The organism is Paenibacillus physcomitrellae (genome assembly GCF_002240225.1).
Taxonomy (GTDB): Bacteria; Bacillota; Bacilli; order Paenibacillales; family Paenibacillaceae; genus Fontibacillus; species Fontibacillus physcomitrellae.
In genome coordinates this window covers 4,429,665-4,455,605 of record NZ_CP022584.1, presented here as the reverse complement: position 1 = coordinate 4,455,605, position 25,941 = coordinate 4,429,665, and the positions used below count along the sequence as shown (strand labels likewise).

At 49.7% G+C, this 25,941-nt stretch carries 22 protein-coding genes; 9 read left to right on the top strand and 13 right to left on the bottom strand.

The features are described 5' to 3' along the window. Nucleotides 1-26: 26 nt before the first annotated feature. Nucleotides 27-1,673 (top strand): 23S rRNA (uracil(1939)-C(5))-methyltransferase RlmD, encoded by a 1,647-nt coding sequence (gene rlmD / locus CBE73_RS20050; RefSeq protein ID WP_094095749.1) that lies wholly within the window; start codon nt 27-29, stop codon nt 1,671-1,673. 106 nt (nt 1,674-1,779) lie between these two features. On the opposite strand, the gene CBE73_RS20045 is transcribed toward rlmD, so the two are convergent. From CBE73_RS20045 to CBE73_RS22715, 5 genes are all read right to left on the bottom strand, one after another. Next, on the bottom strand, nt 1,780-2,292 hold the full coding sequence (locus CBE73_RS20045; RefSeq protein WP_094096439.1) for a P-loop NTPase family protein: 513 nt from the start codon (nt 2,290-2,292) through the stop codon (nt 1,780-1,782). 273 nt (nt 2,293-2,565) lie between these two features. Then, nucleotides 2,566-3,429, bottom strand: a complete 864-nt coding sequence (locus tag CBE73_RS20040; protein WP_094095748.1) for a hypothetical protein — start codon at nt 3,427-3,429, stop codon at nt 2,566-2,568. A gap of 176 nt (nt 3,430-3,605) precedes the next feature. Further along, entirely contained in the window at nt 3,606-3,842 is a 237-nt protein-coding gene (locus tag CBE73_RS20035; RefSeq protein WP_157739634.1) for a hypothetical protein, read from the bottom strand. Nucleotides 3,843-3,856: 14 nt separating this feature from the next. Continuing rightward, nucleotides 3,857-4,051: a helix-turn-helix domain-containing protein gene (locus tag CBE73_RS20030; RefSeq protein WP_174704780.1), complete on the bottom strand. Its 195-nt coding sequence runs from the start codon at nt 4,049-4,051 to the stop codon at nt 3,857-3,859. Nucleotides 4,052-4,054: 3 nt separating this feature from the next. Next, the gene (locus tag CBE73_RS22715; protein WP_373286366.1) at nt 4,055-4,219 is read right to left on the bottom strand and encodes a helix-turn-helix domain-containing protein; all 165 of its coding nucleotides are present in this window, start codon (nt 4,217-4,219) and stop codon (nt 4,055-4,057) included. A 413-nt stretch (nt 4,220-4,632) separates the two neighbouring features. Between CBE73_RS22715 and CBE73_RS22015 the strand changes: the two genes are divergently transcribed. The 4 genes from CBE73_RS22015 (at nt 4,633) to CBE73_RS20010 (ending at nt 7,884) form a co-directional block, all read left to right on the top strand. Then, entirely contained in the window at nt 4,633-4,788 is a 156-nt protein-coding gene (locus CBE73_RS22015; RefSeq protein ID WP_157739633.1) for a hypothetical protein, read from the top strand. Between the two features lie 2 nt (nt 4,789-4,790). Then, on the top strand, nt 4,791-6,272 hold the full coding sequence (locus CBE73_RS20020) for a recombinase family protein (RefSeq protein WP_094095745.1): 1,482 nt from the start codon (nt 4,791-4,793) through the stop codon (nt 6,270-6,272). Nucleotides 6,273-6,403: 131 nt separating this feature from the next. Continuing rightward, nucleotides 6,404-7,354 carry a helix-turn-helix transcriptional regulator gene (locus CBE73_RS20015; protein ID WP_094095744.1) on the top strand — a complete coding sequence of 317 codons (951 nt, stop codon included), beginning with the start codon at nt 6,404-6,406 and terminating at the stop codon, nt 7,352-7,354. A gap of 161 nt (nt 7,355-7,515) precedes the next feature. Continuing rightward, on the top strand, nt 7,516-7,884 hold the full coding sequence (locus tag CBE73_RS20010; RefSeq protein ID WP_094095743.1) for a VOC family protein: 369 nt from the start codon (nt 7,516-7,518) through the stop codon (nt 7,882-7,884). Nucleotides 7,885-8,021: 137 nt separating this feature from the next. Here the strand turns inward: CBE73_RS20010 and CBE73_RS20005 are convergent, their stop codons facing one another. Together CBE73_RS20005 and CBE73_RS20000 are read right to left on the bottom strand one after the other, a co-directional pair. After that, entirely contained in the window at nt 8,022-8,891 is an 870-nt protein-coding gene (locus CBE73_RS20005) for an SDR family NAD(P)-dependent oxidoreductase (protein ID WP_094095742.1), read from the bottom strand. A 46-nt stretch (nt 8,892-8,937) separates the two neighbouring features. Further along, nucleotides 8,938-9,876 carry an NADP-dependent oxidoreductase gene (locus tag CBE73_RS20000; protein ID WP_229752650.1) on the bottom strand — a complete coding sequence of 313 codons (939 nt, stop codon included), beginning with the start codon at nt 9,874-9,876 and terminating at the stop codon, nt 8,938-8,940. A gap of 353 nt (nt 9,877-10,229) precedes the next feature. Here CBE73_RS20000 and CBE73_RS19995 point away from each other — a divergent pair, with 353 nt between their 5' ends. After that, on the top strand, nt 10,230-10,814 hold the full coding sequence (locus CBE73_RS19995) for a TetR/AcrR family transcriptional regulator (RefSeq protein ID WP_094095741.1): 585 nt from the start codon (nt 10,230-10,232) through the stop codon (nt 10,812-10,814). Nucleotides 10,815-11,196: 382 nt separating this feature from the next. Here CBE73_RS19995 and CBE73_RS19990 read toward each other — a convergent pair whose 3' ends face one another. Next, a complete protein-coding gene (locus CBE73_RS19990; protein ID WP_094095740.1) occupies nt 11,197-12,171 on the bottom strand; it encodes an aldo/keto reductase in 975 nt (324 codons plus the stop codon). Between the two features lie 273 nt (nt 12,172-12,444). Between CBE73_RS19990 and CBE73_RS19985 the strand changes: the two genes are divergently transcribed. Next, the gene (locus CBE73_RS19985) at nt 12,445-13,359 is read left to right on the top strand and encodes a phosphotransferase family protein (protein WP_094095739.1); all 915 of its coding nucleotides are present in this window, start codon (nt 12,445-12,447) and stop codon (nt 13,357-13,359) included. A 30-nt stretch (nt 13,360-13,389) separates the two neighbouring features. On the opposite strand, the gene CBE73_RS19980 is transcribed toward CBE73_RS19985, so the two are convergent. Together CBE73_RS19980 and CBE73_RS19975 are read right to left on the bottom strand one after the other, a co-directional pair. After that, nucleotides 13,390-16,425 (bottom strand): non-ribosomal peptide synthetase, encoded by a 3,036-nt coding sequence (locus CBE73_RS19980; protein ID WP_174704779.1) that lies wholly within the window; start codon nt 16,423-16,425, stop codon nt 13,390-13,392. A gap of 163 nt (nt 16,426-16,588) precedes the next feature. Then, nucleotides 16,589-18,373 carry a methyl-accepting chemotaxis protein gene (locus CBE73_RS19975; RefSeq protein ID WP_174704778.1) on the bottom strand — a complete coding sequence of 595 codons (1,785 nt, stop codon included), beginning with the start codon at nt 18,371-18,373 and terminating at the stop codon, nt 16,589-16,591. Nucleotides 18,374-19,110: 737 nt separating this feature from the next. On the opposite strand from CBE73_RS19975, the gene CBE73_RS19970 reads away from it, so the two are divergent. Next, nucleotides 19,111-19,524, top strand: a complete 414-nt coding sequence (locus CBE73_RS19970; protein WP_157739632.1) for a cupredoxin domain-containing protein — start codon at nt 19,111-19,113, stop codon at nt 19,522-19,524. A 180-nt stretch (nt 19,525-19,704) separates the two neighbouring features. On the opposite strand, the gene CBE73_RS19965 is transcribed toward CBE73_RS19970, so the two are convergent. Further along, nucleotides 19,705-20,499 carry an SDR family NAD(P)-dependent oxidoreductase gene (locus CBE73_RS19965; protein WP_094095735.1) on the bottom strand — a complete coding sequence of 265 codons (795 nt, stop codon included), beginning with the start codon at nt 20,497-20,499 and terminating at the stop codon, nt 19,705-19,707. Nucleotides 20,500-20,730: 231 nt separating this feature from the next. Continuing rightward, a complete protein-coding gene (locus CBE73_RS19960) occupies nt 20,731-21,294 on the bottom strand; it encodes a dihydrofolate reductase family protein (protein WP_094095734.1) in 564 nt (187 codons plus the stop codon). An 87-nt stretch (nt 21,295-21,381) separates the two neighbouring features. On the opposite strand from CBE73_RS19960, the gene CBE73_RS19955 reads away from it, so the two are divergent. Beyond that, entirely contained in the window at nt 21,382-22,317 is a 936-nt protein-coding gene (locus CBE73_RS19955) for a helix-turn-helix transcriptional regulator (protein WP_094095733.1), read from the top strand. A gap of 223 nt (nt 22,318-22,540) precedes the next feature. On the opposite strand, the gene CBE73_RS19950 is transcribed toward CBE73_RS19955, so the two are convergent. Further along, on the bottom strand, nt 22,541-25,786 hold the full coding sequence (locus CBE73_RS19950; RefSeq protein ID WP_094095732.1) for an alpha-mannosidase: 3,246 nt from the start codon (nt 25,784-25,786) through the stop codon (nt 22,541-22,543). Nucleotides 25,787-25,941 lie beyond the last annotated feature (155 nt).

The following is a 25,941-nucleotide window of genomic DNA, read 5'->3' as shown; positions in this document are numbered from 1 at the left end:
CATCCAGCAGGACGGAGAAATGAACCATGAAACCGAAAGACGCTTCCGGCAAGGGAGCTAACGCTAAATCTAACCGCACATCATCCGGACGTGACAACCCTCCAGGATTCCATAAATCCAAACTGGATAGCCGAGGGACGCGATCTTCAGCCTCTAAATTGGAAAGTGCCGGCAAACCTGGCCAGCCTAATCCGCGAAACGAGCAACGCAAAACCCAGCCTAAAGTCCGCAATGCGGCTCAGGCCGGTTCCTCGCCATCCAAATTCCGCAAGGACAAGCAGACCCAGCCTGCCCGGCACGAGCATGCCGAGGAGGTCAAAGTCGGCGACCGGCTGATCATTACAATCAAACGGCTGGGCATTAACGGCGAAGGCGTCGGCTATTACCGCAGAAAGGCGGTATTTATTGAAGGCGCGATTCCCGGTGAAGTGATTAAAGCTGTGGTCACCAAGGTTGAAGAACGATTCATACAAGCCAAAATCGGCGAAATTGAAAAAAGGTCCCCCTACCGCATCGACGCGCCCTGCCCGGTGTTTGGCATTTGCGGGGGCTGCCAGATTCAGCACATGTCTTATGAAGGCCAGCTGAAGGCGAAAGAGGATTTGGTGCGCGAAGCTTTCTCTCGTTATTCGGGTCTGGAAAATATCCGGATGAAGCCGATGCTTGGCATGGACCATCCTTGGGATTACCGCAACAAAGCCCAGCTTCAGCTCGGTATGCGTCAGGAGGGTATTATTGCCGGTTTGTACGCGGCAGGCTCGCATGAACTGATCGACATTACCGGCTGTCCTATCCAGCACCCCGAGGTGAACCGCGCGGTGGATAAAGTCCGCAACGTGCTGCAGGAGCTGCAAATTCCGGTTTATCAAGAACGCAGCAATAAAGGGCTGGTCCGCAGCATTGTCGTGCGGCTGGGCTTTCAGTCCAAACAGCTGCAGGTTACGCTGGTGGCTGCCAAGGACCGGTTGCCAAATGAAGCTGAGCTTGTCAAACATATCCGGCTGGCTTTGCCTGAGGCAACCAGCATTGCCTTAAACGCCAATCCGCGGAATACCTCGCTGATCTTCGGCGATCACACCCGTATCCTCTGGGGTTCGGATACGATCGAAGAATCGCTCGGCGACCTGGACTTTACGCTGTCGCCTCGCGCTTTCTTCCAGCTTAACCCGCTTCAGACGGTTAAGCTGTACGAATCCGTCCGCGCCGCAGCTGCGCTGACAGGCCGGGAAACCGTTGTCGATGCCTACTGCGGCACGGGAACGATCGGCTTGTGGCTCGCGCCAAACGCCGCCGAGGTGCGCGGCATCGAAACCATCGCGGAGGCCGTTCAGGATGCCAAAGCCAACGCGGAGCGCAACGGCCGCAGCAACGCCACCTTCCACACGGGGCGTGCTGAGGAGCTGCTGCCGCGTTGGGTCAAGTCCGGTTTCTCGCCGGGCATCATCATTGCCGACCCGCCGCGCACGGGTCTTGATGAAGTCTTCCTCGAAACCGTGCTGCGCACGAAGCCCAAACGCTTCGTGTACGTCTCCTGCAATCCTTCTACACTCGCGAAGGACTGCAAAGTGCTAACCGACGGCGGCTACAGCGTCGAATGGGTCCAGCCGGTGGACATGTTCCCGCAGACAAGTCATGTGGAGTGCTGTTCACTGTTAGTGCGGAAGGACAATTAAATCGGAGATGTATTGGCGGAATTAGCAAAGAGGGGCGGCGAACCCCTCTTTTTTGTTCGAATATGTACAATAAAATAACATTAATTTCGAGCGGATATAAACAGTCCTATGCAGTTGGATGATGCAAATGTGTTGCAAAATTCAAGTCATTGTTATTGTAAAGTCTAATTACTTTTTCTTTATATAACTGTAACCGGGATTCGAAGTCCTCGCGGTTTTCTTCGAAGTCTCGCGTCCACTTATACATCATTTTTAACATCTTTATATCAGGCTTATAGTTACACTTTTCAATACCAAGGTTTTGTTTGAGAAACCGGATTAAGATTCTTATTCTGCGCTTCCACAAAGGTGTATCTAGAAATATGATTGTATCCGCCATTTCAAATAAACAACGATATGATGGTCGGTCTGTACCTTCGAATATCCATTCACCATGCTTATCAATGTCCTTAATAACCTCAATCTGCTCATCTGCGGTTCGCTTATACCTTCCGGTCTCAGTTCGATGATGAACGATACTATCCAACTCATACCAAGGAACTTTTAATGTCTCGGATAGTCTCTTGGCAAGTGTTGTTTTACCGCTAGCTACAATTCCAATTATGAGAACCTTTTTCAATTGATTAACACCTCGCATTAACAATAAGGGTACGTTTATTTCCTATTTTTTAGTTACAAGCCTGTCATAATAATTATACTTCAACATAGGGAACCACCAAAGAGGGTTATTTACGTCAAACCGATATTCGAAAAAATTTCAGGCGCGTCAGATGACCGTAAACTGTCCCTAAGACCACTCGTCCAAGATGCTAGCTACTGGGTACCTCTTACTACTCGGTTGATTAGAAGAGAAGTATGAGCGTCTTAGGGCAGGTTTTATATTAGTCTCATGTTACACAGCTTGAAGCGATTCGTTCATTAATGAAGGATAAGTTAAACCTTCAAGCATAAAGCTTTCAATATCACCTTCGATATACTCAAGGAACAAGTCTAGCATGTCAACAGTTCTTTCCTTGACCGCCACTGTAATTGCCTGTTTATCTTTCCGCTTTAGGTTTCTCCAATCACGTTTCCCACTGGTCACACTCTTTAGCAAGCATCGAAGACCAGTGAACTCGTTTGTGTTAGAAACGAACCGGAAGCCTTTCATTTTTATAAAGTCTTCCTTATCGTACCTAGTAAGCGGCTTTTGCTTTGGTTTCAATCGGAACTCGATTCTCGTCATTGGAAGCGAATCAATACCCTTAACTTCCTTTAGTTGCTTTTGTTTATCGTACTGACAGACCGATAGCGCTGACTTTGCCGCCCCATAATATAAGGTTGTTTCATACCTACTGATTTTGAGGTTAGTCGGCGGCGGCAATAAGAAACAATCTTCGTAAGGCGTAGAGAAGTCAAAAGCAACATCTAGTCTGCTGACCTTCCAACGCTCAGGCTCAATCATATTAAATATCTCCAATGCTTCGAGCGGTGGATTAGCAGGATTGAAGGATAGCATAGCATTGAAGAAACGGTAGACAAACGGTTTCTTAGGGAGTAGCCACACCGCGAAGAAGTTAGGTTTACGTTGGTAGTAACTATAATGGAAATAGAGGTTATGGCGTTTGGTAGGGAATAGTGACTTAATGCGATTGATTTCCTCTGTGGTAAGAGATGCAACAAGTCGTAGCTTGTCCTTGATAACTCTCATAGCTTCACGTCCTTCTTGATGCTCTCCTATTAGCGGTAGGAGGGCTTTCTTTATGTGTCGGTGCATTTCTCACGCCCTCCCGAGCCTTCACTTCGTGAAGTCTCAGGTTAGCTTTACAAGGTATGCAGGGCATAAAAAAATTTTGAAATAATAGCGAGTAGGCATCTATGGAAAAGCAGTAAAGCGTGAGCAAGCATTTGTGTTATTCCTATAAGGAAAAAGTGGAGCATAAGCCCCACCTGTTAGCATCCCCGATATTTCAACTTGCGGAAGTCATCGAACGTCTTGCAGTTGAAGAAAGCCAGTAAATCGGCTTCCCATACCCTGAACCCATACTTTGAATAGGTTCGGGAGTTGGCAGGTATGAAGGTTGTCAGTCCTTGCTGTGTGAACCTTTTTACCTGCTCAGGAGTTGTGCCAAGTGACCGCCCGATTTCCTCAGCCGTATAGAAGCTTTGTTTGTCATTATGTTCGTTCATGTGTCCGTCCTCCATTATTTACGTCCTTCTTCGATGGCTTCGAGTATGAACAGCTTCAAGTCCTGCTCCCGGATTCTCCATGTTGAGCCACCGAGTTTGAGGGCAGGAAGTTTCTTTTCCTTCTGCCATAGATAAACCGTTTTTACGTCCACATTCAGCAATTCCGCCACCTCAGAGACGGAGTAAAGCTTTCCGATGAAGTTTTCCATTGATTAACGTCCTCCTTGTTTGTTTGCTTCCATGAACTGGATTATGTCGGCTTCCTTGAATCGGATGCTTGCGCCTACTCGCGTATATGGAAGAACATCCGCTTTACATAACTGGTAGACGGTGCTTTTTGAAAGCCCTAATGCAAGCGTTACCTCTCGTACGGACATATATCTATCCACCGCCGCCCCTCCTTTCCTCTTGCTTACATTCCTATTAAAAGTAAATCGTTTGTTTTTATAACATATAGCGCGTAATCGTAAGTTTTTTTCTCGCAGGATAATCCAGTTTCAATAGGCAAAGGCAGAGCGAAGCATACAAATTAGTTGGCTGTAATGGAGGTATCTGTAAATTATTGTGAAGTAATTTCGTTGATTAAAGCTAGTGAAAATGACCGCTTAAGCTTTGTATAGCTAGGGAGAAGTTGGTTTACTCTGCCGCTTTATCAATCGTAATGACCTATGCTCTTGTTGTGGTTTGCCGCCCGAGTTCATCATTTGAAAAAAAATTAGATACCATCTCGCAATTATTTCTATCCCTACCGCGATTGTTACTGCGAAAACGCCAAAGGGAGGAATTACGAATGAAAGTAGAACGTACTTATGATGACAGCGCAACATTCCTAGACTTGTTTATGCCGTTCGTTTACTCGGAAATCGACAGATTGATAGAACATGAAGCCGATTTCCAGTATAATGAAAGTAACGCCAATACATCTCATAGTGAAGGAGTGGCGTAACTATGAGATGTGCAGTATACATTCGGGTTTCGACAGATAAAGAAGAACAGAAGTTGTCGCTAGAGAATCAAAAAAGCTTGTTCTATGAGTACATCGAAAAGCAGAAGTGGGACATCCATCATCTGTATATTGATGTCGAAAGTGGGACAACTGCAAAGCGCGAGAATCTCATTCGGATGATTGAGGATGCGAAGGCTAAGAAGTTCGATATTATCCTAGCTAAAGAGTTGTCAAGGCTTGCACGGAACGGTGGTCTGTCCTATAAAATCAGGGATATAGCTATGCAGAATTGTATTCACATCATTACTTTGGATGGGGCAATTAACTCGCTAACAGGAGATATTCAAAAGTTCGGTTTATATGCTTGGTTGTATGAGGATGAATCACAACGCACGTCTAATCGGATTAAAGCCGCCCTCAGCAGTAAAGCGAGAAAAGGCGAGTTCAAAGGTTCTGTTCCGCCCTATGGGTACAGACTTCAACAAAGCAAGCTGATTCTTGCTGACGATGACACACCGAACGTAGTAAAGCGAATCTATCGTATGTACCTTGAGGGCAAGGGTTTCGATTCAATCGCACGAACACTGACACGCGAGGGAGTTCCTACACCTGCTCAGGTTATCGGTAAGAAAAATGCAGGGCAATATTGGCAGGGTTCGTCCATTAAAATTATCCTGAGTAATCCGCATTATGTCGGCGACTTGGAGCAATTCAGACAGACGACAAAAAGTGTCACGGTAAAGGGACGAGAGCAACTGCCGAAAGAAAAGCGGATAGTCGTCAAGAATACCCACCCTGCGATAATATCAAGGGAAGATTATGAAGCCGTTCAAAGGTACATGGAAGGACGGAAGCGACAGCAAGCGAAACCGAAGGCTAAAAAGCATCTTTATACGAATCACCTGTATTGCGCGGATTGCGGAAAAAGCCTGTGGTATGTCCAACATCGAAAAGGCTATGTATGCGGCAATTACTACAAGCATGGCAAGCACGTTTGTAGCCAACATAGCATTAGGGAGAATGAACTTACAGGGGTAATCCTTGATGACCTGCGCCGCCTGTCAAACACGCTCAATGAGAATGATGTTATGGAACAACTTGAGTTCAAAGTCAAACAGGCGGCTAAACAAGCGGAAAGACAGGTTCAGTCATTATCGAAACAAATTGATAACTTGAAAGAGCAAAAGAAGGGTTTCATTAAACTTCTTGCCAGTGGAATGATAACGGAAGCGGAATATAAAGAGGTTACTCAAAGTAATAATGAGGAAATTGCAAGCCTACAATCCAAGCTAGTGAGCCTTACTGCGAATAACAGTAACAGCGGCGCGGAAAGTATGTTACGCATGAAGAAAGAACTAAAGAAGTTTATGGGTCTGAAAGAACTCACACCCGATATGCTTCATCGTTTGGTGGATAAGATTGTAGTCAAGGCGGATGGTTCGGCGAACATTCAATACAAGTTCGCCGCCACCGCCATTATCTAGGCAAGTTTATCAGTGACCAGTAGTCAAGTCATGTGGAGTGCTGTGTGTTGTTGGTTAGGGAGTAGTGATTTGGAGCCACGTTTACCTGAAGGTATGAATGGCTGAATTCCGACAAGGGAGTGCAGCTTCAATTGAATAAAACAGAGCGTCTTTTAGCGATTGTGATGGAATTGCAGCGAAGTAAATTGCTGACAGCCGATGAATTAGCGGATGTCTTGGGAGTTAGTATAAGAACGATTTATCGTGATATGCAAGCTTTGAGTGAAGCGGGTGTCCCCATAGTTGGTGAGACAGGATTAGGATACTCTTTGATGGAAGGTTTTTTTCTTCCACCCATTAGTTTTACAGTCCAAGAAGCAGTATCCCTTCTTCTTGGAGCTGAATTCGTAGAAAAACGTTTTGATCCAACTTATCGCAAAAGTGCTCATTCTTCCCGCAGAAAAATAGAAGCCATTCTGTCTCGCCCCATCCGTGAGGAGACAAACCGAATACAAGGGAGCATCAGTCTGATCCAAAAAGATGAAATGGCCGTAATGATGCGAGAGAAAGTAAACTTGGGAAGCATTCGTGAAGCCATGCTGAAGGGCAAGAAACTTCGTTTCACCTATCACAAGCGGGTTGCTGGGACTGATGGGAACCGGGTAAATGTGCGAACCGTATCGCCATTTGGATTGGCACATGATGAGCAGAATGGCTGGCTATTAGTTGCTTTCTGTGACCTTCGGAAGGATATTCGCCATTTCCGGGTCTCCCGAATCAGTGACCTTACCGTGACTGAGGATACGTTTCAAATTCCCAATAACTTCAACCTTCAATCCTATAGGCCGAAGGATACCCGCAGCATACGGGTCTGCGCAATTTTTAATTCAGAAATCAGCGATAAAGTTGAAGAAGCAAACAACTATTATATGGAGACTGCCGAATCTAAAGAAGATGGATACCATGTCACTTTTCGCGTCCGTCAACCTGAGGAACTGCTGAGTTGGATTCTTGGATGGGGGGCCGATGTCATAGTAACTGAACCGGAATCCTTCAAAAACCGCATAAGAGAAGAAATCGAAAAAATGAAAAAACGTTACTGACATACTGTTGGCAGGAAGGGGCCTGTATAATCAAGACATCTCTAATGAAAGTGAGGTTATACATGAGCTTATAATGAACCGAGTGGCGCACTGAGGATTTGCCAACACTTAGACAAAAGCTCCAGACACGAATAGTAATCCCATATACAAAGGAGAACATTATGCCAGTAACTGGACCCGATTTCATTTCACTTCAAGTAAGCAATCTAGAAGTCTCTGCGGAATTTTATCAAAACTATCTCGGCCTCGTCCGCTCACAGGCGGGACCCCCTCATGCTGTGGTCTTTGAAACAAAACCTATTGCATTTGCCCTTCGCGACTTAATGCCAGGAACTGAACTCGGTTCAGGTACTCAGCCTGGACTTGGTGTCGCTCTGTGGCTTCATGCCCCTGATGCGCAAGAAATCCATGACAAGCTTTTTGCAGCAGGCGTAAAGATTACATCTGCACCAATAGATGGACCATTCGGACGAACTTTTACATTTGCCGACCCAGATGGTTACCTGGTTACCCTTCACAGTAAAGCCTAATAGGTAAATGTACCTGCCTGATAAACAAAGCTCTCAAACGGCTTAGCCGCGTTTGAGAGCTTTGTTGTCTTATTCAATTAATTAACACGATTGAAAGCTTTAGCTGATATGTGCTATCAGGTTCCTGCTTCTTGTACTCAGCCATTAACTTGAACACTCCCGCCAAGAAATTCATGGCTATAAATATCAGTGATTCTATCCAGCACACGCTGCGCATGTTCTGTAAATTTCAAGTCCGCAACCCGATTCTTGAACAAAAATACGCCGGTTTCATTGCGGTGTTTGCCGAGGGCCGCCTCAAACAACAGGTTGGCGCCATGGGTAGGCGGAGAGGAGAAAAGCCTCATAAACAGTTCAAAACCTGCGGTCAGTCCGGAATCTTTTCCTTTTCTAAGTGTGTTGTTAATGCCCGGGTCAACGCTGCGGATCTTGATGCCTTCCTTGGCAAGCTGCGGTGCGATGGCTTGGGTCCACAACGAAAGAGCCAGCTTTGAAGTCGCATAGGGTCCATACATTTTGCGGAAGGTTTTGGGGTGCTCCAAGTTTTCAATTGAAAAATTCTTCGTAAATCTGAACACCTGCGATGAAGTATTAATCACCGTTTTTAAGCTCCCGTTCTTTATCAGCTCTTTCAATTCCATCAGAATAATATAGGGAACGACCGTCAACAATTCATAATGCAATTCGCGGCCTTGTTTCGAATAGCGCAGCTCACTTAAGCCTCCTCCGGCGTTGTTAAATAAAATATCAATCCGCTGCTCCTTGCTTTTGATTTCTTCCAAAGCGTATCTCAAGCTGTCATAATCGGTGAGATCCTTCACTTTATAGACTCGGAGCTGCCCGTCCTTGAGATGATTTTGGAGGAATCTATCGTCCGCTGGAAAATCCGACCGGATCAAAGCAATTACCTGACGGTTCTCCGACAGCATTTTCCGGGTCAATGCCAACCCGATCCCGCTGCTTGCGCCTGTAATCAGTGCGCTATGTTCTCGCTGGTTCTTATTCAATGCATGTCCTCCTTCATTCAGGAAATTCATCAGTTATATATGCACATCAATCAGAGTCGGGCAGGAGGACCAGTTTGCCATGGGCACTCCCACTCAGGCTGATTTCGACAGCTGTACGCCAGTCGTCGAGTGCAAAAGTCTTGGCGACCGGAACCGTGAACTTGCCGTCTGCTGCATACCCGGCAAAATCGCCGACAACGTCATAACGTGCGGTATGCAGCTCCCCATAGCTGGCGCGAACGCCAAGTTCAGCGGCGGCGGCGAAATCACTGACGGTTAGGACCTGCTGGGGATGCCCATTGACGATCCGGACCAGATCTCTTAATGAACCGCTGATTGGCGCGGTATCCAGAGAAAGATCAACCGGCCCCTTCGCCAGTTCGGTCACCCGTTCGATCATTCCGTCACCGTAGGAGGTCACCAACGCCCCCATAACACGGAGCTTGTCGGCATAGGTGGCACCTGCGGTTGCGATCACTCGGGCACCACGCATGAGGGCAATCTGAACGGCGGCGAACCCTACCGTGGTGCCCGCTCCGTGCACGAATACGGTCTGCCCCGACTTCACCCCGAGAGTATCAATGCCCCGGTAGGCGGTTTCGACCGCCATGGGCAGCGCTGCTGCTTGAACAAAGTCGAGTCCGGCAGGCATGCGAAACCAGTAGTACATGATCGCTTGGTCAGACGCACCGGCGCTTGATCCACTCATAAAATCTGCGCCGCCCAGAACGGCATCCCCGATGGCAGCATCGGTTACTCCCTCTCCAATGGCGTCTACAATACCTGCCACGTCCAGCCCGATCCCGCGGGGCAAGGGCAATTGACCGGCAAAATGTCCCCGGGACGTTACCCAGTCAACCGGATTTAACCCACAGGCACGTACTCTCACACGAATACGTCCCGGCCCTGGCTCTGGGATCGTCACCTCCTCCAGGCGCAATACATCGGTCGGTTCGCCGTATTCATGGAATCGAATGGCCCTCATGGTAGCATCTAAGTTCTCCATGTTCAATGTTCCCTCCATTTGAGTTGTCCTCCCCTGGTTTATCTGGTATATCATTTTGCAACAACGGTCTGGATAAAAAGTCCATAGTTAAATTGCACAAGCAATCACCATGATAGGAATTTACTGCTTACACAATTAACCCAACAGTGTAGTAAAAACCACACTGTCTGTGTTAATCTTATCTAAGCCATTTTAGTTCTACAACCAGTAAACAAGCGCATTTGTGGCTTATCCAACACACCTGCTGATCTGTTATTCCTTAGGTCCTCTAAAAACAGTCCTCTAAAAACAAGCTAACCAATATATCCTTAAGAGAGAGGGAGAAACATAACATGCCTACTCAGACAAACGACCCCCGTGTAAAACGGACGCGTCAATTATTAATGCAAGCCTTTATGGAATTGCTTGAGAAGAAAAAGAATGTCTCTTCTATTACCGTCCAAGATATTACCACTTACGCGACCGTTAATCGCTCCACCTTCTATGCGCATTTTGAAGACAAGTTTGCATTTCTTGAGAGCTGGATGAGGGAGAAATTTCAAGAGAAGCTGAAGGATGAGTTGCCTAACGGTGCATTATCCGATATGGGGAGCCTGCGATTGCTTATTCTAATCATTTTCGATTTTCTTTACTGTACTCGCCCGTATATGACTTTAGCTGATCGTCAGTATGAACCGTTATTTCAGGTCGCGATGCAAAAGGAACTAAATGACCTATTACTTTCCTGGTTAAGTGAACAATCGGAACCATCCGTTTCACGAGAATCGGTAGAGACTGCGGCCCTCATTGCAAGCTGGGGCATTTTTGGAGCAGCCGTTGAGTGGAGCAGACACCCGCAATTGAAGCCGGCGGAAGACATGGCGCGAGAAGTTTTGGCGGCCGTTGCTACTGGTTTAGCATCCGTAATAGGGGAATAATGCTTACATGTATACCCGTTTGTGAATATATAATAAAAATAGAAAAAGGAGCCGGCTGTAACCGGCTTCCCGCGCAGTCGACCACTTCTAAGTCGGTCGGCTTCTGATTAGTTCTGGAATAGACCGCCCCTATGCTAGGATGCGGTCTATTCCTTTTGGCCGGCATCTCTCCCTTCCAATGTGAGATAGCCAGTTCTTTATCCAAGCGGTCCATGTGCAATTCCCCTACACGTCAAATTGGGAAAATATGCACATAATTGTATTATTCGCTCGGCCCGCCCCACGGCTGTTGAAAAAAAAGAACCCCCCAGCCGTCAGCGGGAGATTCAGATTCTTAACATCGCTTATTCTTTTTACAGTTAAACTGCTTAAAGCACTCTTATCAAGACAGCCGATAAACGGCAAAAGCCTCCCCGTAACGAAAAGAAGCGCTCAGCTCATCCAATTGCTTTCTCACCTCATCAGACAAATCGAGCTCAACGCTGGTGAGATTATCTTCAAGCTGTCCAGTCCGCGTAGCCCCGACAATGACGGTGGATACAGCAGGACGGCCCATCAGCCAGGCAATCGAAAGCGCGCTTGGCGAGCAGCCGAGTTCACCCGCGAGTCTGGCCACTTGACGCCCAAGCTCGATCGTCTTCTCATCCAGAAACCGCTGGAAGCTCGGGTCGGTTTGGGCTCTTGAGCCGGCAGGCGTATCCGACGGGGCCGTATATTTTCCGGTAAGAATACCTCCGGCCAAAGGGAAATAAGGAATGATTCCGACCCCCTGGTCCAGGCAGAGCGGCACCAGCTCCTGCTCCGGTGTGCGGTCTGCCAGGGAATAGCTTGTCTGCACGGATACGTAAGGAACAAAACCTTTGCGTTCACTGACGCCCAACGCCTTCATAAGCTCCCATGCCGCATAATTAGATGCTCCTATGTAGCGGACTTTCCCCGAAGAAATCATGTCATCCAAGGTGCGGAGCGTTTCTTCCAGAGGAGTATTCGGATCGAAGGCGTGAATCTGGTAGAGGTCGATATAATCGGTCTTCAACCGGCGCAGACTCTGCTCAAGCTCCTGCTGCAGGTGGAACCGCGAGGACCCGCTTCCGTTCGGTCCTTCATTTCGAACCAAACCAGCTTTAGTCGCCAGAACCACCTCTTGCCGTCTTCCCGCCAGAGCCTCCCCGATAATCGATTCCGATGCGGTTCCCGCATAGATATTGGCCGTATCCACAAAATTGATGCCGCTATCCAAGGCCTGATGGATGATGTTCACGGATGTCTCCTGATCCGCACGTTTCCCGAACGCATTGGTACCCAAACCGAGAGCCGAAACCTGTAATCCGCTTGCCCCAAGCTGCTTATATTTCATGTTCTATTACTCCCTTCCGCTTCCGCTGTTAAATGCTATATAAACTACTGATTATCACTATAAACCTTGATCCTCGGGATATACAACTTTTAAATAAGTGGCGGTAATATTGGGTTCTTCTCCCTGCCCGGATCCGTCTAATTCACCTCACAAACGCACCTTACCTCCTGTTTCGGAGAAAGGAATCCCGCCCCTCCAACACGAACTAAACTAAAAGCACCCTAACTATTGAATTCCAGACTCGGTGCGATTTAATTTCAGGTGAGGTGCCCTATGCAGCCAAATCCCTATCAGCAGATTATCGAAAAAAATTTCTCCGGCTCCACACTGCTCCGCCATTGGCCGCTTAAGGGCGGCGTTTCCGCCGAGTTGACCGCGCTTGAGTTCCGGCAGGCAGACGGACAGCTGAACAAAGTCATCATCCGCCAGCACGGGTCTGCCGACTTGGCCCGGAATCCCCGGATCGCCCAAGACGAGTTTCTCCTGTTGGATTCCCTGCGTAAAGCTAAGTTGCCGGTGCCTGCGCCATATGCGGTAGACGATTCACGGGACTTGCTTGATTCTCCCTATCTCCTCATACAATTCATAGAAAGCGATAGCGATTGGCAACCTGGCGATCTGAACGCCTGCAGCCGCCAGTTAGCAGAACAACTAGCTCTGCTGCATCAGCTGCCGATAAAATCAGGGGCTTTTTCTTTCCTGCCGAGACAGGAAACCCTCTATACACAGCTGCTCGCCAAAAATCCCATTAAGCCGGACACGTCGCTCAGCGAAGAAGGAATCCGCCAGGTGCTGGAGACGGTTTGGCCGCTGCCGGAATGGAATAAAACCGTCCTGCTCCACGGAGATTACTGGCCGGACAACACGCTTTGGCAAGGAGAACAGCTGATAGCCGTTATCGATTGGGAAGATGCGGCGCTTGGAGATCCGCTGGCCGATTTGGCCAACGCTCGTTTGGAGATTCTGTGGGCATGGGGACAGGAAGCGCTTGATGTGTTCACTGCCGAATATAAAAGACTCATGCCTGATGTCCATTATCATCATTTGCCCTACTGGGATTTATGCGCGGCCCTGCGGCCCGCCTCCAAACTGTCCACATGGGGACTAGAACCCGCCAAAGAGCGGGACATGCGCAAGAAACACAAACGGTTTGTAGAAGCAGCTTTTGCCGCCATTCCGGCTCAATAGAAAAGGACCCTAATCGGGGTCCTTTCCTTTCTACTTCCGCGCTTCCGGGAAATATCCCCGCTCCACCGCATGTCCTGCCAGCTTGCGCAGCAGCTCATCCATCGCAGGCGTCCGCTGCAGGCCTTCGGCCTTGCGGAACGATGCTTCGCTTGAATAACGGTAAGGCGTAGTCCGTACCCCGTCACCTTCAAGCAGAGCAACCGCCAGTTGAACGGCTTCTTCACTGATGCTGCGTCCTTCCGTCAGCACCCAGCGTTCAAACTGCTTTTGCGGCAGCAGGTCGATATCGTATCCCATCTCCATTAACGAGGCGATCAACATCTCGTAACGCTGCTGATCCGGGTTGCAGATATGATAAATTTCGCCCAGCAGCGGCCGAAGCATCAGCTTGACCATAAAGCGGCTGGCGAAATCGACCGGAGTGATGTCAATGTGTGTATTTACGGCAGGGGCTTTGCCCAGCAGCAGGAACGCCTTGATCATCCGATAGAAGAAATTTTCGTTAATGTTCGTTTGGAAGTGCCCCGTCCCACTGTGACAGGACAAGTTGCCGGCCCGGTAGATGGAGCATGGCAAACCGCGCTGAATCGCATCGGCCACTACTTTCTCTGCCAGCAGCTTGCTGTGTGTATAGACACTTTCCAGCTTAACGTCGTAAAACTGCTCCGGACTGCTGTTATTAGCCTCCCATACTCCCGCAGCTGCCATGTCTTCCGGAATACCGATCGTCGAGATGAAATGGAAGCGAATAGACGGCTTGTCGTACACGAAATCAATCAGCGACTCTGTACCGCTCACATTAGTGGCCTGGAATTCTTCCGATTTGCCGAAATGTCTGACGTCTGCTCCCGCATGAATAATGGAGGTGATCGCCGAGCCGATCAAGCTTCGGTCTGTATCAGATAATCCGAGATTCTCTTGAACGAGGTCGCCTTCCATAGCAAAAATCCGGCTTTGATGCGCTGCAAATACGCTGCTGCCAAAATAAGAATCCAGCGTTTTTTGTATTCTGCTCAAACCGGATTCACCGGCTTTAGGACGGACCAGCACATGGATGTTAGCATCCGTAGCCTCCAGCAGCTCGTATAGTAAATGGGAGCCCAGATAACCTGTTCCGCCGGTCAGCAAAATTTCCGTTCCGAGACCATCCTGGTTCAGCAGCTGCACCTTAGGCAATACGGGCAGCTCTTCGAGATCTTTATATTCGTTGATTAGTTCCTCGGTCTCTTCCTCCTCGCTGTTCAGCGTAGAGATATAAGCCGCCAATGCCTCGACCGTTGTATGTTCGTATAAATCATTCATCCGCAGGCTTAAATAATCCAGCTTCAAATGCGACAGAACCGCCATAACAGCCAAGGAGTCGCCGCCAATATCGAAGAAGCTGACATTCCGGCCTACCTTAGGCAACTGCAAAACTTCCGCCCACAATGAAGCCAGCATCGTTTCCAATTTGCCGACAGGAGCCTCAAACGGCTCCGCCATTTCGGCCGCTTCCGGGTTGTCCATCGTAAGCAGCTTCTTCCGGTCCACCTTGCCGGTAGGAGACAAAGGAATTTCGTCCAGCCGGTAGAAATAAGCCGGGATCATGTACTGCGGCACATAATCTTTCAAGTGCTCCTTTAACTCCTTAACGGATACGGGTGCTTTCTCGGTATAGAAGCAGGACAAATGCTTGACCACGCTTTGCTCCACAACCGCCACGACCGCACCATCCAGAATGTGAGGATGTTTGGAAAGCGCATTTTCAATTTCGCCGATTTCGATCCGGAACCCGCGCAGCTTCAGCTGGCCGTCTTTGCGGTGCTGAAATTCGATGCTGCCCTCCGGCAATCTTCTGACGATATCCCCTGACTTATAAAGCATTGAAGATTTATCCGCGCGGAAAGGATTCGTAATAAACACTTCGTTCGTTTTCTCAGGCAGATTCAGATAACCTCTGGAAAGTCCCGGGGTCGCGATATAAAGCTCGCCTTCTTCTCCGTCCTCGGCAAGCCTGCCGTCCTCTTTCACGACATACAACTCGTAGTTGTCCAGCGGATAACCGATCGGAACGGTATTTGCCGTACTTTCCCAAGGTTCAGTAACTTTGTAGATCGTTGTAAGCACCGTACATTCCGTTGGACCGTATCCGTTAATAATCGTAATCTCCGTGCCAAATTTACTCTGGAACTTGCGGACATGTTCGGACAACAGAGCTTCACCCGCTACCAGCACCGTCTTAACGGTCTTCCATTTCTTCTTCGTCTCCGGAGTTGTCGTCTCCGCAATTCGATTGAACACGGAGGTCGGCAGACATCCGATGTGGGTTACACCGCGGCGCTCCAGCAAATCGACGAGCAGTTCCGGTGTAAGCTGTTCTTCTTTGGTCAGCAAAGCGAGATGCGCGCCGTTCAGCAGCGCCTCAAAGGTATCAACCACAGACGCATCGAAACTGAAGGTCGAGAACTGGGTCACTACGTCCTCTGAAGACAGCTGCAGGGAACGGGTCATCGAATGATAGAGATTAACAACTCCGCGATGAGCAATCAGGGTACCTTTCGGTTTGCCGGTAGAACCCGATGTATAGATCACATAAGCCAGATCGTCCGGCTGGAGTGGAACGTTGTTGAACTCGGCCGGGGCCTGAGCAAATGCGGATTCCAGGGACAGCAGCTTTGTCTGCCCGCTGTCTCCCGCTAGTTGAACCGCACTCTCCTCATAGCGCTCCTTGTACAAAATAAATCTGCTGCTGCAATCCTCAACGATATAACGAACCCTTTCAATCGGATGCTCCGGGTCAATAGGAACATAAACCCCGCCGGCACGCATAACGCCTAACAGCGAAATAACGGTCTCCGGACTGCGCTCCATATAAAGACCTACAAAGTCGCCTTTTTCCAGGCCGGATTCCATCAAAGCATGCGCGACCTGTCCGCTTAATTGTTCAAGCTGTTTATAAGTAATTTCCCTTGAACCATAAGAAATAGCGATGTTGTCCAAGTGTTGAGAGGCCGCTCTACTAAACAGGCTGGCGAGGGTCTCTTGCTGCAGTTGTTCTTCCGTCAAAGGCTGTTGTTTACTCTCCATCAGTAGTTCCAGTAACATATTGTCTCTCCATCTCCTTAGGAACCAAACACCAAAACACAGCTGAAGAATCCGGCTCTTGTTTTGGTGTCTGTTAGGTTTTATATAAGGTTCACGTTTCTGTCTCTAAATAGCTTTTATTTCAAACGCTTCATTCCAAATAGCCTTATTTCGTTTCGAATTTGCCTACCATTTGGTTCAACTGCTCAGCTACTTCTGAAAGCTTGGTAGCATAGTCGTGGAGTTCCTCAAAAGACTTCTCTTGATCGGACACGGTATTCATAATGCTTTGGGCATTGCTTGAAGTACGCGTGGAAATCTCAGAGAGCTCGGCCACCATAGCCGTAACCTCTTGCGTGCCAGCCGAAATCTGTTCGGTAGAGCTGGAAATATCGATGACTTGATCGGCAACCTGCTGGGTTGCGTGCATGATTTCTTCGAACTTGAGCTCGGTTTCAGCTGCCAGCGCCAGACCTGTTTTAATTTCCTCTGTGCTGCGGGAGACAAAAGTTACCGCCTTGCCGGTCTCCTGCTGGATTTCTTCAACCAGAGCGCCAACGCGGTCGGTTGCCTCTTTGGACTGCTCAGCCAGCTTGCGGACTTCACCGGCAACGACCGAGAAGCCGCGTCCGTTCTCACCTGCACGTGCCGCTTCGATGCTTGCATTCAGCGCAAGCAAATTGGTCTGCTCGGTAATATTCTTGATAAGATTCAGAATCAAACCGATTTCTTCGGATTTCGATTCAAGGATTTTCATCGTATCAAAGGTTATGGAAGAGGTCTCGCTGATCTGGCTGATTTGAGTGGCAATGCTCTGCATCGCCATATTCCCCTCTTCGGATTTGCTCTGCATTTCCTGGGAAGCGCTTGAGACATGACTTGCATTGCTGGCGATCGTTTGCAGGGAAGCCGAAATCTGCTGCATGGAAGCCCCGGCATTTGCCGTTGATACCACCTGGGTACCCGCGCTTTCATTCATGACAGCCACCTCGGCGGTAATCACATCGACGCCTTGTTTATTTTGTTCCGTAATCGTAAAGAGTTGTTTGGACACCTCGGAGGAGCTCACAGCTGTCTCCTGAATGCCTTGAATAACGGATCTGACATGGTTCACCATGCTGTTAAATTGTTTGTTCAGTTCCCCGAACGCGCCTTTTTCATTAAGCGAGAAATTCAGCTTGCCCCTTGAAACCTTTTGAATACCGCCAACCAGTTCATTAAGCGGCAGGAGCGTTTTTCTGGCTACGTAATACTGCAAGCTGCCGCAAATGATCAAAGCGATCAGAAGGAGAATCACCGTTTCTTCCAAAAACGTCTTGCGGCCGTCAGGAATCATGCTCGCATCCACGTCTACGCCAAAATAAGCGTCAATCTTCCCGGAGTCATCCGCTATCGGATACAGAATCGTCATCCAGGTTCCAAAACCGTCGCTATATACGTCAGTAAACGTTTTTTCTTTCGTTTTCAGCATTTTTCTAATTCCATCAGCAACCGGACCTGGCTGTTCATAGAAATCGCCAACCTTCATCCCTTCTTGCTTAAACGCATCAAGCACGTTATCCGGAAAAGCAATCAAGCTCGTTTGGTTCCCGTCTTTCAGTTCGGTGCCGAACAAATAACCCTGTGCTACGTTCGGATTGTATTCGGAAATCCGGTTAAATTGAGTAGTCAAATCCTTCTGGGCTTGAGTATCCCAGCTTGTATCCGCCAAGGCGGCCTCAACATCTTTATGATCAAAATCCTTGGCCCATTTCGTCGTTACGGTTTCCGTTTGGCTTTTGAGCGTTTTCAGCAAAATATCCTTTTGCAGATATTCGCTCACGCCGATCAATAAAATGCCGATGATCAGAATATTAAGCATGGAGAACCATAAATTCTTGTTGAAATAGTTTTTATTACCTGTACCTGCAGCACCTTTACTTTTACCTTTACCTATTCCTATAACTTTCATAGTTAAGCCAAAACCTCCTGGGTGTAATACTTCTTCCAAAGCAGACATGAAATAAGAAAGAATACTATTTTTGAAAAAATTCCAAAAATCTGAAAATTTGCATGGTTTTTTTCGAAAGTTAGCATGAAAAAGCTCGACTCACGGCGCACGAAGGTATCGGAGCATGCTGCGCAGTGGTCGTTTTGCAACTCAATCTAACTTCGTATCAAAGGATGCTGTACCTAGCTGCCATGACTGTTTAACTAGAGATTCCATAAGTCTACTTCAATGCTTCTAATAATTATGAAACTGGCTGCTCAAATCCGGGATCTTATGTATGAGGAAAACGAAATTCGTTGGAACGTTCACTCTCTCCCGCTGCCTAACTTGATGAATAATTTATTTTCTTATTAAACGATACCCCCTTTTTTCTGTTTCAATTACTGTTTCTGTATACTCCTACTGCAAACCATCACTTCTAGAGTCCTAAATATGGTTCGTCTCTAAGCCTGCTGTGAAGTTTTACAACATCCACTCTTAATATCGGTAATTGGCTCAAAATATTGAGGTTTTTTTTCACTCCAGCTAAAATTTCCAGATTTGCATGAGATACGCTTGCGTGAGAAAGAGTACGAGCAAACTTGAAAGGAAACAACTTTATGTGCTCAATGTGCTCATATATGGCTCGTCAGGCTCGTACAATAAAGTATAAAGTCCGACTACCCTAATGAGAATCTTGTGGGAAGGGAATGAATGAAGTGAAGAAATTAGCCGCTGTGTGGCCATTTCTGACCGTTGTATTGACTGCTTTTCTGTTTGGAGGGTTTGCTTTGTTCTATATTCGGGATCATATGCCGGAGCAGCCGCCGGATATGGCCGTTTTTGCCCAGTCTACTCCGCAGAGTGCCCAGTCTCAAATCGTTACCGTCGATGTGCGCAAGAACGGATTTTTCCCCAATCACATCGAAGTCCAGGCCGGCACCCCGGTGCTGCTCAATTTCAAGAAAGAGAAGGGAATCTCCTGCATCCGTGACGTTGCTTCCCTCGATCTGGACATGAATGTCTACCTGAAGAAAGGGGACAACTACTACACGCTGGACAATCTTCAGCCGGGTAACTATGAATTTCACTGCGGCATGTATATGTATTCCGGCACGGTTACGGTGAAGTAAATCATCCAGAATACTCAGGACATTAAGTGCCTTAGCAGGTTGGAAGCAGGTTGAAGCGGCGCATTACGCCACGCAAACAAAATCCCCCAGACTTTAATTAGTCCGGGGGATTTTGCTTTTTTGAAACATATAAAGTTGAAAACGTTTCGAAACTGTCTCCGGAGACCGGGATGAAGCCTTTTAAAAAACACTTCGAACGAGCCCGCCGTCTATGCGCAGCGCGGCCCCGTTCATGGCGGAAGACAGCGGGCTGCTGACGAAAGCAACTAGGTTCGCAATTTCCTCCGGGCGGATCAGCCGCTGAATAATGGAAGTCGGGCGGTTCTCCTTCATGAACTTCTTCTCCGCTTCCTCCACACTGAGATTCTCATGCGGATACAGCGTGTTTAACATCGTTTCGACGCCTTCGGTCAGCGTGGAGCCGGGCATGATGGTATTGACTGTTACCCGGGTACCTTTGGTTAGCTCGGCCAGACTGCGGGACAATGAAAGCTGCATCGTTTTGGTCGCGCTGTAATGCGCCATTTCGAGCGACGGCATCACCGCCGCTTCGCTGGCAATAAAGATGACCCGGCCATCGCCGGAATCGATCATGCTTTTTAAATAACGGCGTGTTAAACGTACTCCGCTCATAATATTGACCTCAAAGAAGCGGAGCCAGTCTTCGTCCGGAATATCGAAATACTCCTTTGGCTCAAAGATCCCCAAGTTGTTTACGAGAATGTCCACCTCAGGGTAAGCCGACAGCATTCGACTGCAACCTTCCTCCGTTCCTAAATCGGCGGCTGCCGGCTCCAGAACCGCCCCGGGAACCTGCTTCTGAATCTCCTGAATCACTTCGTTCACTTTATCCTCTGAACGCCCGTTAATGAGCACTTTTGCACCTTCAGATGCAAGAACGGTCGCAATCGCTTTGCCGATGCCTGAAGTGGAACCGCTAACCAGCGCTGTTTTTCCTGTTAACTGCAAGTCCATGGTACAATCCCTCCGGATTTAATCATATAGTCATTAGGTAAACGTAAAGTCCCCTTCTATTATTAACCGGAATGGAAGCTCTTAACAGTATGCACTTTTCGGTAATATAGGCACCAGAAAGTTCCTGTCGGCTCACACTCTGTGTTCTGAACCGCTTTGTTTAGGACTGCTTTGGTCTGAACTGCCTTGCTCCGATCTTACTTTGTTCAGCACTCCTTTCCCTTTTCCGGATCAACGGTTTGCCGTATCCTCTCCGTTCTCCCGGATGGTCCGGTAAGACAACATCGCGATTTGTCCGAGCTGCCGAATCCCCGTCAAACGGAATTTAGTACCCGGCACTCCTTTCGGGAATAACGGAATTCCCGCGCCAAGAACCTCCGGAATTACGGCAAGCTCCACGCGGTCGATCAGATCGGCTTCCAGATATCCTTTCACCAGCTTGCCGCCCCCGACAAGCCAAATGTCACCTTCGGAAACGGCTTTTAATCGTTCCGTCACGACCTCCAGCGATTCATCGGTAAATACTACATGCTCGTTCGGCGTAATCCCTTCGGCCCCGGAAGTAAAAACATAGACCGGCTTCCCGGCGTAAAGGAACTCCTCGCTCAGTTGCAGAACCACTTCATAAGTAGACCGTCCCATCACAAGGGATCCGATCGTCCGGTAGAACTCGCTGTACCCGTTATCTCCTCCGTCCCCCTCTACTTGATCAAGCCAGTCCACGGAGCCGTCCTCCCGGGCAAGATAACCGTCCAGGCTGATCGCCACGTACAAAACCACTTCCTGTTGATTCATCCAAACTCACTCCTTTCTTGATCTGGATTTATGATAAACTGTATTTATGACAAAACTTGTCGTAGATAAAAAGAAAGGGGAACCGCCATGAATGAACGCCGTCTTGCGATCATGAGGCTGCTCGATTCCCGCACCAAAATCACCGCCCGCGAGCTGGCCGAACGTTTCGGGGTTTCGGTACGTACGATTCAGCGGGATCTCGATCATCTGCAGCGGGCCGGTTTCCCTCTATATACCGAAACCGGCCCGCATGGAGGTTACCGGGTGCTGCCCAACCGGATTTTGCCTCCCCTCCAGCTGAACCTGACGGAAGCTTTGGGATTATTTCTGATGCTCCGGCTGCTGGAGCAGATCAAGGATTTCCCTTATTCCGCCGTGCGGGAGCATCTCGCTTTGCAGTATTTCGCGGAACTGCCCCGGGATGTGCAGGAGCGGATCGACCGGCTGCAGGACCATCTGAGTTTTCCCGCTTTACGGGACACGCCGCCTTCCCCTTTTACGACCGAAATCCTGAGCGCCGCGCTGGAACGGAGGAAGCTGCGTTTCCTCTATGCTTCGCCTGCCGGCCGCCACGAGGCCAAACAAGCTTATCCGCTGGGCATTTATTACGACAACCAGCGGTGGTATATGCCCGCTTTGGCGAATGAACGGGTGCTGTTATACCGGGTAGACCGGGTGCTGGAGCTGGAGGCGCTGGAGCCTTTCCCTGTCCCGGATGGCAATTCCGCTGCTGCAGCGAAGCTCCCCACGCTGAAGGAATGGATCAGCGCTGCAGACGAAAGGCCCGGCGTAAAGGTCGTCCTGCGGTTTACGGAATTTGGAGCCAGGCTGGCTGCGGATGAACCGCTTTTTCAGCCGCTTCATGACGGCGAGTGGATCGGGTCCGTGCCTCCCTCGGAATTCCGTTATCTGTCTCGCAGGCTGCTGGGATACGGGCCCGATGTGCAGGTGCTTGAGCCTCAGGAACTGCGCGAGCGGATGCGGAATCTGCTGGAGGAGAACCTTGCCTCCTATCTGGAATAGGGAAAAACAACAAAAAAAAAAAAACAAGGGCATCAAACCCGTTAAGCGGAATTGGATGCCCTTACCCTTATCAAGGGTGTGTTGTATTGCTGTGTGTTCATTGTTCGTATGTTCATGTGTTCGTTGTTCATGTGTTCAGTCGGTCGGTTTGTTCGCCGCTCGTTTGGTCATTCGGTCGTTCAGTCGTTTACTATCGTTGCTCGCCCGTTTACCCGCCCATATGCTACAGCGTAATACGCAGCGTTTTGATTTCGTAAGGTTTGAAAAACAACTCCACCGATTGCCCCGTTACCTTCAGCGCCTCCGGATTCTCCTCCAGCAGATCGGTTTCCTCGGCCCGCAGGATGCCGCCAAGCTTGGAAGCCAGCGTAAGGCGCGCCGTTCCGCGGCTGCCGCCGAATTCGTACAGGCGGACGATCAGCGCCGAGCTGTCTTCAGCTTTCTTGACCGTATCGATCAGCACATTCGGCAGATTGATGTCCAGCATGCCAAGCTCGGCCGGACCTGCCGTTTGGCCCGCTTCCAGACCCACGGCCGCAAGCGGCTGGTTTAATTCGCAGGCCGCCTGCTGCGTACCGCCTTCCAGCCAGCCGCCGCTGTGCGGAAGCAGCGAATACGTAAAGGCATGATGCCCCTGATCGGCTGAGCCGTCCGGCCATGTCGCCGATTTGATCAGGCTGAGCCGGATGACATGGCCGCGGATATCATGGCCGTATTTGCAGTCGTTCAGCAGGCTGACGCCATAACCGCCTTCGGACAAATCCACCCAGCGCTGCGCCACCGACTCAAACCGGGCATAATCCCAGCTCGTGTTCCAATGGGTCGGCCGCTCTACGTTGCCGAATTGGATTTCATAGGTCGCTTTGGTAGAGCGAATGTCCACCGGAAACGCCGCTTTAAGCAGCTGCTGATGCTCATGCCAGTCTGCTTCCGTCACAAAGTCGATGCGCGGGTTGTCCCGGTAGACGGTCATTTTTTGCGTAATCTCGGAATTCAGGTACCGGTATTTCAGAAGCAGCACTCCCCGCAGCGGGCCTTCCTCCAGCACCTTGATCTCTTGCAGATCGTCTATGACCTTCATTTTCTCCTGGTAAAAAATATCGATATCCCAAGCGTCAAAGTTCATCGGCTTATCTTCAAACACCTGCAGCACGTTGGCCGGTTCGCCCGGTTTGAGCACCTCACGTAAGGCCCGCTTATCCAGCAGCGAAACCAGCTGGCCGGCCTCGTTCAGACGGATGCTGTAAAACGGCGTTTCAACCGCTCCCTCTGTAATTGCCCAATCCGTGTTCACCGCAGGCTCTGCAGCCGCAGCTGGCGTTTCCTTCCGCCCGTACAGGGTCGTATACCCGTAAGCCGGAACGTTTCTGACGCTGACCGAAACGGTCTTGCCGGAACCGGCCTCAGCCTGAGCCTGAACCTGGCTCTCCAAAAGTTCGCCGTCTGCCGAATACCAGCTCCAATCCTCCGCGTTTCCGGTATCCTCGCCGTCCTCAAGAACTACGTCAGCCGTAAATGAACGCTGCCAGCCCAATCCGTTAAAGACGCGGACCATCCGCTGTCCGGCTGCCGAAGCAGAACCTGAATTAGAACCTGAACCCGTCCCTGCGGTTTCGGATTCCGACGGATGAAGCCCTTCGATGCCTTCGGTCATCAGCTTCAGAACGGACTGCTGCGCTTCCTCATATTCCACCCGGCTGTCCTCATACACCTCGCGGATCGAGGAACCCGGGATGATGTCATGGAACTGGTTGCGCAGCACCGTCTGCCAAACGCCGCCCAGCTCGGCGGCCGGATACCGGTGGGCCGGATTCAACACGTAAGCCAAAGTATTTAAAAATTCAGCCTGATGGAGAAGCTGCTCCATGCGGCGGTTCATTTTTTTGTTATAGGCCTGCGACGTGTATGTTCCCCGGTGGTATTCCAGGTAAAGCTCGCCGTCCCATAAATGCAGCCGCTGCTCGTCCCGGACACTTTCTTCAAGCTCCTTGAAAAAGGTTTCCGCCCCGCCCGGTTTCACCTGGGGAGCAGCTGGCATATCTTCATACCGCCGCACCGCTTCGATCATGTCGCGGGTTGGCCCGCCGCCACCGTCCCCCCAGCCATAAGCAAGCAGCAGCTTGTCGTTGATATCCTTCTGCCGGTAATTGTCCCACAGCCCCTGAACCGAGGAACCGGTCACGTTGCCGTTATAGGTGTAATACCAGCTTCCGTCGCTGTCCGGCGTCGTGATGTAATGCGTCAGCAGCTCCGTGCCGTCAATGCCGCGCCAGGTAAAGGTGTCGTAAGGGAAGCGGTTGAATTGGCTCCAGCTGATTTTGGTCGTCATAAAATAATCGATGCCGCTTTTCTTCAGAATCTGCGGCAGGGCCCAGCTGTAGCCGAACACGTCCGGCAGCCAAAGCACCTTGTTATCTACGCCAAACTCCTCCCGGAAAAACCGTTTGCCGACCAGCAGCTGGCGCACCAGGGACTCGCCGGACGGAATGTTGCAGTCCGATTCCAGCCACATGCCGCCGGTCGCTTCCCATTTGCCTTCCTGCACGCGTTGTTTGATCTTGGCATACAGCTCCGGAAAATCTTCCTTTAAATAAGCGTAAAGCTGCGGCTGGGACTGAATGAATACATGTTCCGGGAAGCGGTCCATCAGCTGCAGCACCGTGGAAAAGGAACGGCCCGATTTCTCCCGCGTATGTTTCAGGCGCCACAGCCAGGCCACGTCGATATGGCAGTGGCCCACCGCCGTAATCTGCGGGCGCGGTCCACGCGGAATGACCGCCAACTCTTCATGCAGCAGCTGTCTGGCCTCCGCCGCGGAGCGGTAGAAAATGTCCGAACCCTTCACGCTCCAGTCGATGCAGGCAAAAGCCTTGTCCAGCGCGGCGATCATCGCCTGCTTCTCCAGCACCCGGTCGTCCAGCACCTTCACTGTCTGCAGCATATGCAGCGCTGTGTAATACAGGTCGTCCACCGCTCCGTCCAGCACAGCGAATTCCAGCCGGTCGACACGGTGATCAAAAGGCACATGGTCGCCGTTCGGGGCGGTCAGCCCGCTCCAGGCCCGGATGGCCAGCAGCGCCTGTCCTGACTCCACCGAAGCGGCCGGAACAAACAGCTCTCCATGGTTCCGGTCAAGCGCCTGCAGCGCTTCCCCGTTCCAGAAAACCTGGCTTTCATACCCGCTGCAGTTGCCTCCGCCGGTTTCACCGAGCTTGATTAGTCCTACGATGTCCTGCCCTTTCCAGCTCTCTGGAAAGTTTAGTTCCGCCACAAACCAGGCATAAACATCTCTCCCGCCCCAGCGGTCCCCGATCCGTACGACCGGATAATCGCCCGCTTGCTTAACTGCGTCATCATAAGATAAGTCCCCCGGAACGATCCGCAGCGTTTCCAGCTTCAAAGGCTCCCGGTAGCGGAGCCCGGCCAGTTCGTTGATACGGCGTTCCAATTTCTCCAAAGTAAAAAGCATCTTTCCTGCACCTCGCCTTTTTCATACGAAATCTATTAAAGAAAATAAATCCTGCTAAGCATAAAAATACACTCCCGGAGTTTCCGGTATGTAAGCTATTCGTGTGACCCAATCCGATTATAACACGTGTTATATGAAAAGAGAGCAAAAATTAT

Coding starts and splice junctions, on each gene's coding strand:
- CBE73_RS22015 (WP_157739633.1), top strand. CDS start 4,633: ATGAAAGTAGAACGTACTTATGATGACAGCGCAACATTCCTAGACTTG.
- CBE73_RS22715 (WP_373286366.1), bottom strand. CDS start 4,219: ATGTCCGTACGAGAGGTAACGCTTGCATTAGGGCTTTCAAAAAGCACC.
- CBE73_RS19975 (WP_174704778.1), bottom strand. CDS start 18,373: ATGAAAGTTATAGGAATAGGTAAAGGTAAAAGTAAAGGTGCTGCAGGT.
- rlmD (WP_094095749.1), top strand. CDS start 27: ATGAAACCGAAAGACGCTTCCGGCAAGGGAGCTAACGCTAAATCTAAC.
- CBE73_RS19950 (WP_094095732.1), bottom strand. CDS start 25,786: ATGCTTTTTACTTTGGAGAAATTGGAACGCCGTATCAACGAACTGGCC.
- CBE73_RS20035 (WP_157739634.1), bottom strand. CDS start 3,842: ATGAACGAACATAATGACAAACAAAGCTTCTATACGGCTGAGGAAATC.
- CBE73_RS19985 (WP_094095739.1), top strand. CDS start 12,445: ATGCAGCCAAATCCCTATCAGCAGATTATCGAAAAAAATTTCTCCGGC.
- CBE73_RS20030 (WP_174704780.1), bottom strand. CDS start 4,051: ATGGAAAACTTCATCGGAAAGCTTTACTCCGTCTCTGAGGTGGCGGAA.
- CBE73_RS20010 (WP_094095743.1), top strand. CDS start 7,516: ATGCCAGTAACTGGACCCGATTTCATTTCACTTCAAGTAAGCAATCTA.
- CBE73_RS19960 (WP_094095734.1), bottom strand. CDS start 21,294: ATGAATCAACAGGAAGTGGTTTTGTACGTGGCGATCAGCCTGGACGGT.
- CBE73_RS20040 (WP_094095748.1), bottom strand. CDS start 3,429: ATGCACCGACACATAAAGAAAGCCCTCCTACCGCTAATAGGAGAGCAT.
- CBE73_RS19995 (WP_094095741.1), top strand. CDS start 10,230: ATGCCTACTCAGACAAACGACCCCCGTGTAAAACGGACGCGTCAATTA.
- CBE73_RS19990 (WP_094095740.1), bottom strand. CDS start 12,171: ATGAAATATAAGCAGCTTGGGGCAAGCGGATTACAGGTTTCGGCTCTC.
- CBE73_RS19965 (WP_094095735.1), bottom strand. CDS start 20,499: ATGGACTTGCAGTTAACAGGAAAAACAGCGCTGGTTAGCGGTTCCACT.
- CBE73_RS19980 (WP_174704779.1), bottom strand. CDS start 16,425: ATGGAGAGTAAACAACAGCCTTTGACGGAAGAACAACTGCAGCAAGAG.
- CBE73_RS19955 (WP_094095733.1), top strand. CDS start 21,382: ATGAATGAACGCCGTCTTGCGATCATGAGGCTGCTCGATTCCCGCACC.
- CBE73_RS20020 (WP_094095745.1), top strand. CDS start 4,791: ATGAGATGTGCAGTATACATTCGGGTTTCGACAGATAAAGAAGAACAG.
- CBE73_RS20000 (WP_229752650.1), bottom strand. CDS start 9,876: ATGAGGGCCATTCGATTCCATGAATACGGCGAACCGACCGATGTATTG.